The 14,548-nt window shown below is 47.9% G+C and carries 16 protein-coding genes; all 16 read right to left on the minus strand.

What is annotated here, in order from left to right:
- Positions 1 to 63: 63 nt before the first annotated feature.
- Positions 64 to 909: a sporulation protein YpjB gene (locus tag NST83_RS14140; protein WP_342414671.1), complete on the minus strand. Its 846-nt coding sequence runs from the start codon at positions 907 to 909 to the stop codon at positions 64 to 66.
- Positions 910 to 993: 84 nt separating this feature from the next.
- Complete coding sequence (locus NST83_RS14145) at positions 994 to 1,890, minus strand: GNAT family N-acetyltransferase (RefSeq protein WP_342414672.1); 897 nt, start codon at positions 1,888 to 1,890, stop codon at positions 994 to 996.
- Between the two features lie 47 nt (positions 1,891 to 1,937).
- Positions 1,938 to 2,597 carry a DUF1405 domain-containing protein gene (locus NST83_RS14150; RefSeq protein ID WP_342414673.1) on the minus strand — a complete coding sequence of 220 codons (660 nt, stop codon included), beginning with the start codon at positions 2,595 to 2,597 and terminating at the stop codon, positions 1,938 to 1,940.
- Between the two features lie 286 nt (positions 2,598 to 2,883).
- A complete protein-coding gene (locus tag NST83_RS14155; RefSeq protein WP_014282074.1) occupies positions 2,884 to 3,063 on the minus strand; it encodes an IDEAL domain-containing protein in 180 nt (59 codons plus the stop codon).
- Between the two features lie 22 nt (positions 3,064 to 3,085).
- Positions 3,086 to 3,592 (minus strand): gamma carbonic anhydrase family protein, encoded by a 507-nt coding sequence (locus NST83_RS14160; RefSeq protein WP_342414674.1) that lies wholly within the window; start codon positions 3,590 to 3,592, stop codon positions 3,086 to 3,088.
- A 53-nt stretch (positions 3,593 to 3,645) separates the two neighbouring features.
- A complete protein-coding gene (locus tag NST83_RS14165) occupies positions 3,646 to 4,755 on the minus strand; it encodes a hypothetical protein (RefSeq protein WP_342414675.1) in 1,110 nt (369 codons plus the stop codon).
- 167 nt (positions 4,756 to 4,922) lie between these two features.
- A complete protein-coding gene (locus NST83_RS14170) occupies positions 4,923 to 5,525 on the minus strand; it encodes a histidine phosphatase family protein (RefSeq protein ID WP_342414676.1) in 603 nt (200 codons plus the stop codon).
- Positions 5,526 to 5,595: 70 nt separating this feature from the next.
- Positions 5,596 to 6,222, minus strand: coding sequence for an anti-sigma factor (locus NST83_RS14175; protein WP_342414677.1), 627 nt, complete (start codon positions 6,220 to 6,222; stop codon positions 5,596 to 5,598).
- Positions 6,219 to 6,815, minus strand: a complete 597-nt coding sequence (locus tag NST83_RS14180; protein ID WP_014282079.1) for an RNA polymerase sigma factor — start codon at positions 6,813 to 6,815, stop codon at positions 6,219 to 6,221. The genes NST83_RS14175 and NST83_RS14180 overlap by 4 nt, the downstream gene beginning before the upstream one ends.
- Positions 6,816 to 7,733: 918 nt before the next feature.
- A complete protein-coding gene (locus NST83_RS14185) occupies positions 7,734 to 8,822 on the minus strand; it encodes a prephenate dehydrogenase (protein WP_342417960.1) in 1,089 nt (362 codons plus the stop codon).
- A gap of 25 nt (positions 8,823 to 8,847) precedes the next feature.
- Positions 8,848 to 9,951, minus strand: a complete 1,104-nt coding sequence (gene hisC, locus NST83_RS14190; protein ID WP_342414678.1) for a histidinol-phosphate transaminase — start codon at positions 9,949 to 9,951, stop codon at positions 8,848 to 8,850.
- Between the two features lie 59 nt (positions 9,952 to 10,010).
- Entirely contained in the window at positions 10,011 to 10,817 is an 807-nt protein-coding gene (gene trpA, locus NST83_RS14195; RefSeq protein ID WP_342414679.1) for a tryptophan synthase subunit alpha, read from the minus strand.
- Entirely contained in the window at positions 10,814 to 12,010 is a 1,197-nt protein-coding gene (gene trpB / locus NST83_RS14200; RefSeq protein ID WP_342414680.1) for a tryptophan synthase subunit beta, read from the minus strand. The genes trpA and trpB overlap by 4 nt, the downstream gene beginning before the upstream one ends.
- Positions 12,007 to 12,693 (minus strand): phosphoribosylanthranilate isomerase, encoded by a 687-nt coding sequence (locus NST83_RS14205; RefSeq protein WP_342414681.1) that lies wholly within the window; start codon positions 12,691 to 12,693, stop codon positions 12,007 to 12,009. The genes trpB and NST83_RS14205 overlap by 4 nt, the downstream gene beginning before the upstream one ends.
- The gene (gene trpC, locus NST83_RS14210) at positions 12,690 to 13,484 is read right to left on the minus strand and encodes an indole-3-glycerol phosphate synthase TrpC (protein ID WP_342414682.1); all 795 of its coding nucleotides are present in this window, start codon (positions 13,482 to 13,484) and stop codon (positions 12,690 to 12,692) included. Before trpC ends, NST83_RS14205 begins: the two co-directional genes overlap by 4 nt.
- Positions 13,474 to 14,520 (minus strand): anthranilate phosphoribosyltransferase, encoded by a 1,047-nt coding sequence (gene trpD / locus NST83_RS14215; protein ID WP_137063458.1) that lies wholly within the window; start codon positions 14,518 to 14,520, stop codon positions 13,474 to 13,476. The genes trpC and trpD overlap by 11 nt, the downstream gene beginning before the upstream one ends.
- Positions 14,521 to 14,548 lie beyond the last annotated feature (28 nt).

Below are 14,548 nucleotides of genomic sequence, written 5' to 3' on the forward strand. Positions count from 1 at the left end.
CAAAATGGTCAAGCTTATATTCGTTTGATCAATGACAGCGAAGATCGTGGCAACACTTAAGCCTTAAAGGGAGAAACGGGATCGATACTTACGGTAACCCACATAAACCAAGGTAAGCAGGATCGTCAGGCCGATTGCCAGTTCTGCCCGGCGCTCACTTTCGTACGGGATGAATGGAGCCAGCGCGGTAGCGTCTTTTTCACGTCCAAACAAGGCATTAAACGTCGGGTTTCCCTGCTCTAGTGCCCCTCTAATCGCTGAAGCATCCACATTTTGCTGATTTCCCAATCCTTTAACGTAAGAAATCCATGAATCTGCTCGAACAACCTCTGTTGTTTTACCGCTGATCAACGCCGCCGTCCGGATCGTCTCGTAATGATCCTCCAGCACTGTTGCTCCAGCAGCGAAACCTTTCATATTTCCTTTAGCAAACTGGCTATTTAAGCCGCTGATATCTTCTTTTAAAATTTTATAATACTGCTGCCATAAAGGCTGGCGCGGATGTGCAATCGCATCTGCCGCAAGTCGCAAATTGGCAGCAGCCTTCACCCATTCATCCGGCGATGCTTGCACGGATTGTGTAGCTTGCTGTACCTCAAGAATGCTGCCGGATAAAACATGAATGGCCTCCACAGACAGTGCAGCCTGTACCTGACCCGTGCTGAACCATCGGCTTACCTCCGCTACATCGGAGCGTGCTTTTTCAATATTCCCATCCATTACATCCCGGTACAACATCGCAGCCGCACGATCCAGTTCCTCTATTTCCTTTGCATTACTGGTGGACTTGGGCTGATCCCGCGCTTCCGCAATGCCCGGAGGGAAACAAACGGAAAGCAACAAGACCATAGATAATACAACTCCCGAAACGACACGCAGCACACCACGAAACGCCTGACTCCAAATCATGGGACATCCCTCCTCACCTTACTGTATGGCAAGGTTACAGGGACTAGAACTTGGCTTTAGCGTGCTGCTATCTGCCAGGGCAGGTTATGCCCGTGACAAAATAGGAAACATTAGTTTATTTTCTGTACATATACTTTCATTGTCAGATCTATAAAATAGTGTGGTATCTTCTTGATTTAGAAGAGAAATTTCGCAACCGTCCATTGGCTCTGGCGTAAAGCCGAAAACAATTTTCTTCGTTTCTTTTTCCATAACTACAGATAAAATCAATTCCATAGGAATATCCCCCGTTCCAAAAATATCATAACAATTCATGATATTTTCTTCAAAATCCATAATGACAATCGTGTCATACAGAGGGATATAGAACACCTTATCTTTAAAAAAAGAGGTGCAATAGAACAATATTAGCCCTTCACTGCTTTTCATAGAAAAATATGAATAAGGATTTAAAGAGGAACATTTTCTTTTCAATAACTGTAAATCTGACGTCGCTTCCATGTTCAATTTTTTAACTGGAACGTCCATGCTTTTAATTGGTGCTTTCCGGATACATTGATACTCTTGTGCAGCAGCAAAACCAAATTTAGGATAAAACTCCTTCACATCATCATTCGCAAAAAGATACATTGCATCACAATTCCCATGCCAATCCTGTAATACACGTTCTATCAAAAAGCGACTCAGCCCTTGATTCCTGTAGTTAGGATCTGTCATTACGGTTCCGATTTGAATAAATTTCTTCTGTTCACCTGACAAACTAAAATCCATCAGACTCACAGATACATTAGCCACCACGCAATCCCCATCTAACAGTACATAAGGAATATATTTTTCATCCCAGAATCCTAATTGATGCCAAACTTCAAAATTCAGATCAAAACTTTGTTTGGCTAATTGGTTAAAGCTCTTTCTTATTTTAAGATCATCACGAATTTCCTTTTTTAAACTATATTCTTTTTTATTTATAACGATATCCATCAATAATTCTCCAATTCGTAAAAATTAATCATAAAATTAATATTAGACTATTCCAATAATTTGGCCTTATTAAGTGAGGAAGCCATTCGATCACGCATATACATGGCAAGCCATGAGGCTGCGATACTGAAAAGGGTCAGCATATAGGTAAAAGTACGCACTTGTGGTACATCATCCGTTAGCGTCCTCGGAAGATACGGATATATGCCGAATGTATAATCGACCGTATCATTTAACAGTGTCCACAAAGCTGCTACGCACAGAGCCGCCCATTTGCAGGTGAAAAAGCGAACGAACAGCAAGGCTTCAACTGCCATTGCCGTATGAGATGCTACCAGCATCCAATCCTGCCATATCATATGCCCTCCCTGCGCGACACCCCAAAAAATAATAGCTGAGGCCCAAATGCCGTATTTGACACTCGTCACCACAGCCAACGCCTCCATCAGCTGGCGAATGACCTTCAAGCCCTTCAGGCGCGGAGGATAAAGCAGGAATAATACAGAAATCGTAAAAAACAGGCTGGCCGTCGGACTATCAGGTACAAATACAATCTGCCATATCGGGTGATAGCTTAGCGTATATTCCAATTGTCTTCCATACCATATGTACCCATACACAGTTCCGACCAGGTTACACCAGAACAGCAGCCACAAAAAAGGCCGGCTCGTCAAGAACGACCGGCTCCACAAATAAGACAACGACACGTCCTCATCCTCCGTTCATACGATAGATGCCCCGTACAGGCTTCATCCCACAAAGACTATATCATATAAAAGCATATAAGAAAAACGTCTATCTACGTACTTTCACGGAGGTCAGACCGCCATTAGTGGAAGTTTTTCTTGCGATTATAGAATTGTTCAGCTCCGCTGAAAATTTATAAATTCTATAATCTTCAAAAAAACCTGGCCGCTACTACGGTCAGGCTTGATGATTATGGTCTTGTATTCACAATTCGTCTGTACCCAAGGTCAGATCTCCTGAAACGGCTCAATTGATCGCTTTCAGCTCATCCGTAAGATGACGAAAAGCTACTTCATCTCCGGAGGCCAGCGCCTCATCTATATCCTTGTAGAGCTTTTCACTCCGGCGTTTACGTAATGCCTCGTCCAAAACCATTTCAGCAGACAAACCTAACATTACTTCATAAGTAACCTTCATTTTATCCATAGGATGCACCTCCAACATGAGTTTAAGAGATCCTATATTCTTTTCCTTTCGTTACATAGCTGAGTGCCGTACGTGACATCCGCAGCAAATCTGCGTCTGTCAATTCTCGCACCACTTTGGCAGGTGTACCGAGAGAAAGAGTATAGGGTGGTATTTTGGTATTTTCCGTAACGACCGACCCTGCTCCTATTAAAGCATATTCACCAAGCTCAGCTCCGTTGAGTACAATGGCCCCCATACCGATTAAAGTGCCTTTGCCTATCGTACAGCCATGGATAATCGCAGCATGTCCCACCGAAATATCATCCGCCAGCACCAAGGGCTGGTCCGTGTTCACATGTCCCACGACACCGTCCTGGATGTTGCAGCGTTCACCGATGATGACAGGGGCCATATCCCCGCGTAGTACGGCATTGAACCAAACTGAGGAATCTTGGCCGATCGTTACCTTTCCGACAATTTTTGCTCCTTCTGCCACATAGACAGATGGATCGAGCTGTGGCATGTTTCCGTTATAGTGAATCAGCATTCAACTTCACCCTCTCATTTTGGGTGAAATTCTATCAACATGTATGCTGCTTGTCAATGGAGCCGCATACCCGGGTCATTCCGCCCAATGCGGCACTCCCCTGCCAGTTTGAGCCCCCAGGCGGTCATCTGTACAGATGGCCCCGTCGAATGCTCACCCAAACGAAGCATACCCAAGTGGAGCATCATCCGTATAATTCTCTGATCAAAGACCGAACGGGGTGTATCATAATAAAACGGTCTGATCAACGGGCCGATATGTACAAAAAGTGACTCCAAGGACGTCCAGGGCCTGGCACATTCTCCTATCCAATAGACCAGAGAAAGTAGATTGGGAACGGCTCCTTTATACAATCTTAACCAAAACCTGAATAGCTGTATCATCTCATCCTCGATCGCGTACTCCTTGCGTGCCTCCCCCTTTGCCGTCAGCACAACTCGATCCCCCTTTTCCTCAATAAACCTGGAGTGACGTGCATAATCATACAGCAGTGCCATTCGGTCGGGATAAAACTTAAAGGAGGAGCCATATCCGAAGCGCCAGCCTCCTTTACCCAGAAGTGGCTCCGCAATGTGCACATGCTCCATTAATTGCTGCTGATTGCGACGATACCAAGCCCCCTCGGGGTTAAGCGGAACTTCATGCTGCTCCATGTACTGAAGGAAAAGTCGTAAATCCTCTGCCAAAAGATGCCCTTCATCCCGGTATGACGTTGGCTCACTTACCCGGATCATTCCGTTTTGCAAGTCTTGCACCATGACACGACGGAAACGCTCCTTCATGTCCAAGGGAATTTGATACAAATACCTCGTATTGTGCGTCGAACCATTGAACAGCCAGCCACTGTTGCGTAAACGGGCCACGATGTCCCGCGGTCGCTCACCGGAATCCCCATTCTCCTCGGCAGATTGTTTGGCAACCGCAATCAATTCCTCCATACTGAAATAAGGCCGGTCATCGAATAAAAGTGCGTTCAAAAACCTTACCTCTGACAACTTCAGCTCTCTGACCTGCATCTCAAAAAAACTGCTGCTGCCGAGCTTTGTCAAAATGCCCTGTATCAGCTCATGCTTGGAATTGGGCTTACAGTCACATTCGTAATACACCGCGATTCTGTTCAAATGCACAATATCCGCAAACGTCAGCATATCTGCCAGATTCATCGTTCCATCGCCTCGTCACTGGACTGTCATCCGGAAATGATTCTTACCTGTTGTACCCACAGCTTTGACGGAATGTTCAGACTCTAAACCTCTTTTTTTTGCAAAGCTATAATTAAAAAACAAAAAGACCACGGCTTCTACACTGAGTAGAAGTTCGTGATCTTTCGTCAACCTTTTAAGTTACAACTGCTTTTTTCCTGTAAATGTCTGGTGCAATTATACAACAGCGGCGTCCAATCCGTATCCTCACGTTGGAGAACACTCAGTGACAGATTGCCAATTCGTTCCGTAAACTTTTCCTGATACAAAGCCTTATACAAATTAGCCAAAAAACCGCCATGAGAAACGACTAGCAGGTTCTTGTCCCGATTTTCTGACCAAATGGCCTCCATAAAAGCCAACCCGCGGAGTTGGAGAGCTTCATCGCTCTCCTGTCCCAGGTCCAGCAGATGCCAGTCGCTCCCCCACTTTGCCTCACGCTCGGCCTGTGTCATGCCCTCGACCTGACCATAGGCACGTTCTCTCAGCCGATCATCCGGCTCCAGCAAAGGAAGGTGAAGAGCAGATGCAATAATCTCTCCCGTCTCCTTCGCTCTCGAAAGGCTACTTGTAATAAGTCCATCCCAATGATAGGGCTCATCTTTTAAACGTTCTGCTAACAAGCGTGCCTGCTGGCGCCCTTGCGCATTCAACGGAATATCACTGTGACCCTGGATTTTACCTACCGCATTCCAATCCGTTAATCCATGTCTGATCAAGCCAATAAGCATCGTGTTGTTTCCTCCGCTATTTTGTTATTCAGGCATTGTTATGAATCCGTATTGGAGCCAAGCTGTGCTGCTAATTTCTGACCCGTCTCGCACGATGAATCCAGCCCAAAGAAAATAAGGCAAGCGCAAGTGCCAATACAGACAGCAACATCCAATATTGCGGGTAAGTAGGAACAATTCTTGCAACCAGCGGGTCCATAATGCCACTATTCACATCTTTAATGTGGTATTGATATTGTGGAGATGTACTTGTAGTTTCCAGCAAGCCTGTCGGTAAAATACCCGTATCCATGACAGGTGCCGCTTGAGGAGGATTTTCTTGAGAGGAGCTTCCATTCCAGTTCAAAAACAAAAAGCTACACAAAAATACCGCCAAAAAGCCGGCGATCCATACGGACATATACTTACGGGATGCCGGGTTCACACGCGCACGCCGATGCTCGCCGGGAACAAGCCATGGTGACTCTTCATAAATCCGATCCATGACCCTGCGATTCATAGCTTCCGCCTGCTCATCTGTTATCTCAAAGGAAATATTGCGAATAGCGGATCGACTTTCTTTAGACAAATTCCACTCATTTTCTTCCGAACCATGCTCCCATCCGGCAGACGAGCTTTTAGCTCGTCTGCGCTCCGAGTCTTGTTTCGATACATTTTTGCCTGTAGCGAACAAATCCTCAGCGTCCCTGGATTTCATTGGCTGCTCATCCCTTCGTTTTCCTCATAGAGAGGCTCAAAAAAATAAGGCTCCAACTGCGTCTTCACACTGGTTCTGGCCCGGAAAAGCAGCGATTTCACCGCACTGACTGTCTGCCCCAAAATCGTAGCAATCTCCTGATAGTCCAATTGCTCGTATTCGCGCAAAATCAGCGCAGACCGCTGCTTCTCTGGCAATCTGTTGATCGCTTCACGAACCATCTCTACCTTCTCGCCGCGAAGGACGGCCTGCTCTGGAATCACATCCAATGGAGCAACCGGCACATAGCCGCTCTCCTCCAATGGAACCTGACCGCTACGATGCTTGCGAAGCTCGCTCAGCACCGTATTACGTGCAATCGTATATAACCATGTGGAGAACGATGCATCTACCTCGCGAAAAGAGTGAAGGCTCCGGTACGCTTTATAAAACGTCTCCGAGCATAAGTCCTCAGCAATCATTTCCAGGTTCGAACTTTTCAGCATATGATAAACAAAAGCTAAAATTTTACGTTGGTGCCGCCTCATTAATTCTGAATAAACCTCAACATTACCTTGTTTGATTTCCTGAATCATCTGGGAATCTGTCATCATCCGAGTGAGACCCTCCTCGCCCATACATGTGCTGTTCTCCCATCCGATTCTGTCTATATATACCGAACAGGCCAAAAAAAGTTGCGCACTCTGCGCAAATGATGAAACAGCATCATGGAACATTTGTTTTTTTTCATACCCTATGTAGTGCCAACAATAACGGTGCTATCCCCAACATTTCTCAATATCCAAAATGGACTTATCCATTGTACCACAAAATAGTCGTCAGTAAAAAAGTCCAAAATCCCCATGATTTCCATCACAGGCTACGTAACGCTAGCAACTGTTTCCGATATACGGCATTTACAACCTATTTTAAGTTTTTTCAAGTTAAAGTGCCATAACCTTGAATCTGTCCCTTTTGAATATGTTGGTAAGAATAATTACTCAAAAGAAAACGCTTTAAAAAATTATTGACAAAATGAAAACGTATACATATAATAAAAGTACAGTATGGTTTCTCTCCACTCCTATCCTACTCAGCTACTCTACAAGAGCAGCTACCACCCGGGGCTTTACCCGGGTGGTCTTTTTTTGTTTTTTTAAAAGCCTTGATCGGCTTTAATTTCTTGGATCATTATCTCCATTTTTCGTCTAACAACAAAACTCATTTATCAAACGCTATCTATACCCACTAAACTGGCTCATAGAACTTCGAATAACGTAACAAACGGGCGAAAAGAATCTCCGCCCGCCTGTTTTAAATCTTTTCCTACTACTTTACTCCCAGAAAATGTGGTGATTATAAGGCGGTCAGTAGCGGAGCGGTCCATTTGAATCTGGAGAAGCATAGCGTTCGCCTTTGCCTTCGGATTTTCCTCTTTGAACATATCTTCAGAAAAATCCGGCGGCAACAGCGATCGTAAGATCAAATGAATCGCGGAGCGGTGCCCCCTTAACCAACACACACTTTCCTTTCTATACCACCACTTTATAGCTCATCGAATCCAGCAATGCCTTAGCCCGCTCCCAATCCTGCTCCTGACGGAAAGAAAGACGCATAATACCGGGAACATCCTCCCGACTTTCAATGATTTGCATATTGCTCAGGTTAATGCTGTGATCCCCCAGCTCTGTTGCAATTCGACCGATAATCCCCGGGGTATCCGGTACATCAATATACAGATCAAACGTTGAGACGATGACACCTTTGCGGCGCTCCGGCAGCTCACTGCGGAAATGCCCCGCCGTCAAAAACTCGTCAGCGATTCCCTCTCCGTCTTGTATTCTCAGTAAATGGGTAAAACGCTCAATCTGCCCGTTCCATTCTTCCAGCAGATCTAGCAAAACGTCACGATTGCTCAGCAAAATGTCCCGCCACACAATCGGATCACTGGAAGCAATTCGCGTAATATCGCGGAAGCCGCCAGCCGCCAACGTACGGTACAACGGATTTTCGTCATTGTGCTTGCGCACCTGATTCACCAGCGCCGCTGCAATAATATGCGGAAGATGGCTGATCGCCCCGACAATGTCATCGTGCATATCAGGCTGGACACGTACAACCTGAGCTCCTGTATACTTCAACAGACGCTCCAGCGAACTGTAAGCTTCCTCAGGCACACCCTCTGCCGGGGAAAGTACATAGTAGGCATTCTCAAACAGTAACCCAGAAGCAGCCTTCACACCGGAACGCTCTGAGCCGGCCATCGGATGGCCACCGATAAAATAAGCATGACGTAAAGAGATTTCTGACGCTTTTTTGGCAATCGACGATTTTGTGCTGCCTACATCGGTAATAATGCAACCCTCTTTAAGCGGCAGCCTGCTTAACAGCTCCAGATAATGCTCCAGTAAGCCGACAGGTACACATAAAAAAATAAAATCAGCATCCTCTGCCGCCTCTTCAACCGAAAGAGTCGCGGTATCCACGACACCACGGCTCAACATCGGCTCCAACAGCTCGGGAAGATGAGCATGACCAACAACGGTAATGCCCGGCTTCCCTTTAAAACAAAGCGCAAGGGACCCACCGATCAGTCCCACGCCGAAAATGGCAATCTTCATCATTATCAAATCCCATCTGCGGAAATTATAGACGCGCTTTCGCCGCTTCCGCCCCCAGGACCTGTTCCAGCGCATGGATAAACCACTCATTTTGCGGCTGTGATCCAACTGACACTCTAATGTATGTCGGATATTTGTGATGACCAGCACGAATAATCACGCCTCTACGAAGCAACTCCTGAAATACCTCACCCGACGGGCGATGTACATTCAGCATAATAAAATTACCATGAGCCGGGAAAGATTCCAGTCCAAGGCGCTTCAACTCTTTTTGCAAATAGGCTCTGCCCTCTGCGTTGCGGTCACGGCATTCTTGCACAAAATCCTGATCTTCCAACGCCGCAATCGCCGCAGCCTGTGCTACCCGCGAAGTATTGAACGGCTCACGAACCTGATTAATCATACGGATCGTTGCCGCAGTCCCCATTCCGTATCCGATGCGAAGCGATGCTAGGCCATAGATTTTGGAGAAGGTGCGCAATACAACCAGATTTTCATAAGCTGGCAATAAACGAATACCGTCTGGATACGTGCTATCCGTCACAAACTCGGAATACGCCTCATCCAGCACGACCATAACATGCTTCGGCACCCGATCCAAAAATGCGACCAGCTCTGCTTCAGGTACAATCGTGCCTGTCGGGTTATTCGGATTACAGATCCAGATTATTTTCGTACGGTCGTTAATCTGAGACAACATGGCTTCCAAATCATGCACCCCGTCACGCAAAGGCACCTCAACAGCAACCGCTCCCTCTATTTCCACATTGCTCTTGTATACGGAGAAGGTCTGATCGGCCATGATACTTTCTTCCCCGGGAAGAAGAAAAGCACGCGTAATCAACGCAATAATCTCGTCAGAGCCACAGCCATAAATAAACTGATCCTCTTTCAAGCCCGTATGTTTAGCCAGCGCCTGTGTTAAAGCTACCGCGCTGCCGTCAGGATATACACTAATATTCGCAAATTCCTCCTGAATGGCCTGCAATACTTTAGGAGAGCTGCCATACGGATTTTCATTCGAGGCGAGCTTGATCACTTCATCAAGTCCCAGCTCGCGCTTCACATCTTCAATCGGTTTACCGGGCTGATATACCGGCAAATGTACAATATGCGGTTTAGGTTGCATGCCCCTACCTCCTCTATTCCATTCAAAACTACATTTGCTTCTTTCTATATTGACGCCAGTTACTGCTTTAATTGTGCCACAAAATTATGAATTTGCAAAAGTCCCTCTTCTCTGCGGGCAGAATCGTCCAGCAATGGGATGGCTTCCTCCACCTGACGAACAATGGCACTTCCGACGACAACTCCATCACAGATGGCTGAAAAACGGGTTACCTGCTCCCTAGTAGAGATACCGAACCCAACCGCTACCGGAATATCCGTATACCGCTTGACCTGCGCGATGAAGCCCTCTATACCCTCAAAAAAGGAAGCTCTTTCCCCGGTCACCCCAAGGGAGGATACGCAGTATACAAACCCGCGCGCTTGACGAACAATTCGTTCAATCCGCTGTTCAGAAGTTGGAGCCACCAACGGAATCAGATGCACACCAACCTCTGCTGCCCGTCCTCCCAGCTCTTCTGCTTCCTCAAGCGGAAGATCGGGAATAATCAGGCCGCTGATGCCATGCTCCTGCAAGCCTGTAAAGAAAGCATCCATACCCATCTGCAACACAGGATTATAATATGTGAACAAAATAAAAGGCAGGCTTGATCCCGCCGACCGGGCCAGAGAAGCCGTCTCCATACACGTGCGGATCGAGATTTGCCGCTTCAACGCACGCTCAGACGCACGCTGAATGACAGGTCCGTCAGCCAGCGGGTCCGAATATGGAACGCCCAGCTCTAATATATCAGCTCCGGCCGACTCCAGTTGCCGAATGATTTCTACCGTCGTGTCCACATCCGGATCGCCTACCGTCAAGAAAGGAATTAATGCCGTTTTGCCTTCATTTTTGAGGCGTCCAAACACCTGATCAATTAAATTCATGACGGATTTCCTCCCAAATGCTTAATAATGGAGTCCACATCTTTGTCACCGCGACCCGATAAACAGATAACAATAATATCATCCGCCGTCAAGGTAGGTGCCAGTTTAATGACCTGCGCGACTGCATGTGCCGACTCCAATGCCGGAAGAATACCTTCCGTGCGGCATAACAATTGGAGAGCATCCAGCGCTTCCTGATCGGTAATCGGAACATACTTGGCCCGCTCGATATCCTTCAAATACGAATGCTCCGGCCCAACCCCCGGATAGTCCAATCCCGCCGAGATGGAATGCGCAGGCTGTACCTGTCCGTATTCATCCTGAAGCAGATAACTCATAGAGCCTTGGAAGACACCTTGCGTTCCCTTGCTCATCGTTGCTGCATGAAATTCCGTTTCCACGCCTTTTCCAGCCGCCTCGACGCCAAGCAAAGCAACCTCATGATCCTCGATAAATGGATAGAACATACCGATGGCATTACTTCCGCCACCGATCGCCGCTACTACGACATCTGGAAGCCTGCCTTCTTTTTCGAGAATTTGACGGCGGGTTTCGTCGCCAATGACACGCTGGAAGTTGCGCACCATCATTGGATACGGATGTGGTCCGACCGCCGAGCCCAAAATATAGAACGTATCATGGACATGGCTCACCCAATACCGCAGAGCTTCATTCCCGGCATCCTTGAGTGTACGTGTGCCCGATGTAACCGGAATGACCTCTGCACCCAACAGTTGCATACGGAATACATTTAGCTGCTGACGTACGGTATCCTCTTCTCCCATGAACACCTTACACTCTAGTCCGAGCAATGCCGCGACGGTCGCCGTTGCAACGCCATGCTGACCTGCGCCTGTTTCTGCAATGACCTTCTGCTTACCCATACGCTTCGCCAGCAGTCCCTGCGCCAGCGCATTATTAATTTTGTGGGCTCCGGTATGGTTCAGGTCTTCACGTTTCAAGTAAATTTTAGCCTTGCCCAAGTGCTGACTCAGACGCTCTGCATAATAGAGAGGCGTTTCCCGGCCCGAATAATCCTTTAGCAGTCCGTTCAGCTCCGCGTTAAAATCAGGATCATCCGCATACTTCCGGTAGGATTCCTCCAATTCAATCAGTGCGTTCATCAACGTTTCCGGTACAAAACGTCCGCCAAATGTTCCAAAACGTCCGTTGATATCAGGTAATTGTGTCATGCCTGCTTCACCCTTTCTACGAATGCCGTGATTTTTGCAATGTCCTTGACTCCATCCGTCTCTACACCGCTGGACACATCCAGCCCTTCGGGATGATACTCGGTAACCAACTTTTCCGCATTATCGGCAGTCAGCCCGCCGGCTACAAACAAAGGAATTCCATGTTGTTGGGTCCAGGTCTGATAGGCAGGAATCCGATCCCACGCAAACGTTTTGCCGGAACCGCCACCATACAGGGGATCATATGTATCCAGCAATAAAGCGTCAATCGTCCCGACATAGGCATCCAATTCGTCCGTCGGGCGTTCTGTCTGGCCCTTCACCGTCTGCCCTTTACGATCCACAGACCATACCTTGAATACCTGTACGCCAAAACGCTCCCTGATCTCCCAGCAGCGCTGCGGACTCTCCTGCCCGTGCAGTTGAATGACATCTAATGGTGCTTTCTCCATGACATCATTTAACAGTGCATCATCAGGGTTCACAAATACGCCCACGCTGCGCGGTCTACTGCCTGGGGTCCATTCATCCAATACGCGAAGCAGCTCTCCAGCCTGCGCGCCGTCAATCCGGCGCTTGCTGTCGGCAAACACAAAACCTATATAATCGATCGGTAAGTTTACCATAGATTTTAGCACTTCAACGCTTTGAAGTCCACAAATTTTTACGCCCGTTTTATTCATGCTCTAACCCCGTCCATCAGATCGACTACAGCCTGTCCTACATCATCCTTGCGCATCAGATGCTCTCCTACCAGGATGCCGTGTGCGCCTACTGAATGTAAATACTTCACATCTTTGGGTCCGGCAATGCCGCTTTCGCTGATAAACGTGACCCCTTTAGGAATCAGTGAGATCAGCTCCTCTGTCGTCTGGAGACGGGTCTCAAATGTCCGCAGATTTCGATTGTTCACACCAATCAAGGTTGCTGTCCCCAGATCCAGCACAGCTTTAAGCTCCTCACTGTCATGCACCTCTATCAATGCGTCCAGGCCCAATTCTTTGGCAATCTGTAAAAAAGACCCCAAAACACGTGGCTCCAGTATAGCCGCAATCAATAGCACCGCATCCGCTCCCAGCAGACGAGCTTCATAAATTTGCCGTTCATCAATGATAAAATCCTTGCGCAGCAACGGAATCTTTACCTGTTCACGAATTTGGTGCAAATATTCAGGACTCCCCTGAAAATACGTCACATCCGTCAGGACAGAAATGCAATCGGCTCCAGCTTCCTCATATGCTCGTGCAATGTCCACCGGATGAAAATCCGGCCGGATCAACCCTTTGGAGGGCGAAGCCTTCTTCACTTCGGCAATCAGTCCGAGCGGACGGTTGCGGCGCAGAGCTATAGCATCTTCGAATCCTCTCGTCGCAGGTAAATTGGCAACCAATCGTTCGGCTTCACTGATTTGAAAATGCCCCTTAAGCTGCTCTACTTCCTGTCGCTTCGTCACTACAATTCGATCAAGATACATATTGATATTCCCCCGTTGCCTGAATTAATTGATCCAGCTTGGACAGGGCCAGCCCCGAGTCAATCGCTTCCGCTGCCCGTGCTACTCCGTCTGTTAAGGTAGCTGCTGCGCCCGATACATAGATGCACGCGCCGGCATTCGCTAACACGACATCCCGATAAGCTCCGCGCTCCCCGTTCAAAATCCGACCGATAATGTCGGCGTTAACCTGCGCGTCTCCACCCAGCACTTCATCGAGACGGTGCGTCTGTAAACCCAGATCCGACGGGTTAAGTTCAAACGTATGAACCTGACCATCCTTTAGCTCAGATACCCGTGTCGGTGCCGAAATGCTGATTTCATCCAATCCGTCCAGACTGCTGACGACCATGGCCCGCTTGGAGCCGAGTCGATTCAGCACCTCAGCGATCACTTCCGTTTTTCCCGCGTCATAAATGCCCAACAACTGCCGATCCGCACCTGCCGGATTCGTCAAGGGACCGAGCATGTTAAACACCGTTCGTACTCCAAGCTCCCGACGTGGAGCGGCAGCATGCTTCATAGACGGATGGTACAACTGCGCAAATAAAAAGCAGATGCCGATACGATCCAGACATGACCGCGCCTGATCACTCGTCAAATGGATATTGACCCCTAGGGCCTCCAGCACATCGGCGCTTCCGGCACGCCCACTTGCAGAGCGATTGCCATGCTTCGCTACCCGTACAGATACCGAAGCCGCAATAATAGCGGATATCGTGGAAATATTAAACTTGTGAATACCCGAGCCTCCGGTTCCGCAGGTGTCCAGCAAATGGGTATCACCTTCTCCGGTTTGCACCGGACTGGCATAGCTGCGCATAGCTTCGGCAAATCCGGTGATTTCATCCACCGTCTCCCCCTTAATGCGCAGAGCCGTCAGCAACCCGCCAATTTGCGCCTGCGTGGCACTCCCACTCATAATCTGTTCCATCACGCTGCGGGCCTCCGTACGTGAAAGATGCTGTCCCTCAATGACCCGGCTTAACCCCACTTGCATCATGTCATGTCGTTCCATCGTCGTCTCCTCCTCAAAATCAGATTTT

Origin of the sequence: Paenibacillus sp. FSL R10-2782 (assembly GCF_038592985.1) — a bacterium.
Classification (GTDB): Bacteria; Bacillota; Bacilli; order Paenibacillales; family Paenibacillaceae; genus Paenibacillus; species Paenibacillus terrae_C.

Coding starts and splice junctions, on each gene's coding strand:
- NST83_RS14155 (WP_014282074.1), bottom strand. CDS start 3,063: ATGGATAAAATGAAGGTTACTTATGAAGTAATGTTAGGTTTGTCTGCT.
- NST83_RS14170 (WP_342414676.1), bottom strand. CDS start 5,525: ATGCTTATTGGCTTGATCAGACATGGATTAACGGATTGGAATGCGGTA.
- NST83_RS14205 (WP_342414681.1), bottom strand. CDS start 12,693: ATGAATAAAACGGGCGTAAAAATTTGTGGACTTCAAAGCGTTGAAGTG.
- NST83_RS14185 (WP_342417960.1), bottom strand. CDS start 8,822: ATGAAGATTGCCATTTTCGGCGTGGGACTGATCGGTGGGTCCCTTGCG.
- trpB (WP_342414680.1), bottom strand. CDS start 12,010: ATGACACAATTACCTGATATCAACGGACGTTTTGGAACATTTGGCGGA.
- trpA (WP_342414679.1), bottom strand. CDS start 10,817: ATGAATTTAATTGATCAGGTGTTTGGACGCCTCAAAAATGAAGGCAAA.
- NST83_RS14145 (WP_342414672.1), bottom strand. CDS start 1,890: ATGGATATCGTTATAAATAAAAAAGAATATAGTTTAAAAAAGGAAATT.
- trpC (WP_342414682.1), bottom strand. CDS start 13,484: ATGTATCTTGATCGAATTGTAGTGACGAAGCGACAGGAAGTAGAGCAG.
- trpD (WP_137063458.1), bottom strand. CDS start 14,520: ATGGAACGACATGACATGATGCAAGTGGGGTTAAGCCGGGTCATTGAG.
- NST83_RS14165 (WP_342414675.1), bottom strand. CDS start 4,755: ATGAATCTGGCAGATATGCTGACGTTTGCGGATATTGTGCATTTGAAC.
- NST83_RS14175 (WP_342414677.1), bottom strand. CDS start 6,222: ATGAAATCCAGGGACGCTGAGGATTTGTTCGCTACAGGCAAAAATGTA.
- hisC (WP_342414678.1), bottom strand. CDS start 9,951: ATGCAACCTAAACCGCATATTGTACATTTGCCGGTATATCAGCCCGGT.
- NST83_RS14160 (WP_342414674.1), bottom strand. CDS start 3,592: ATGCTGATTCACTATAACGGAAACATGCCACAGCTCGATCCATCTGTC.
- NST83_RS14140 (WP_342414671.1), bottom strand. CDS start 909: ATGATTTGGAGTCAGGCGTTTCGTGGTGTGCTGCGTGTCGTTTCGGGA.
- NST83_RS14180 (WP_014282079.1), bottom strand. CDS start 6,815: ATGATGACAGATTCCCAGATGATTCAGGAAATCAAACAAGGTAATGTT.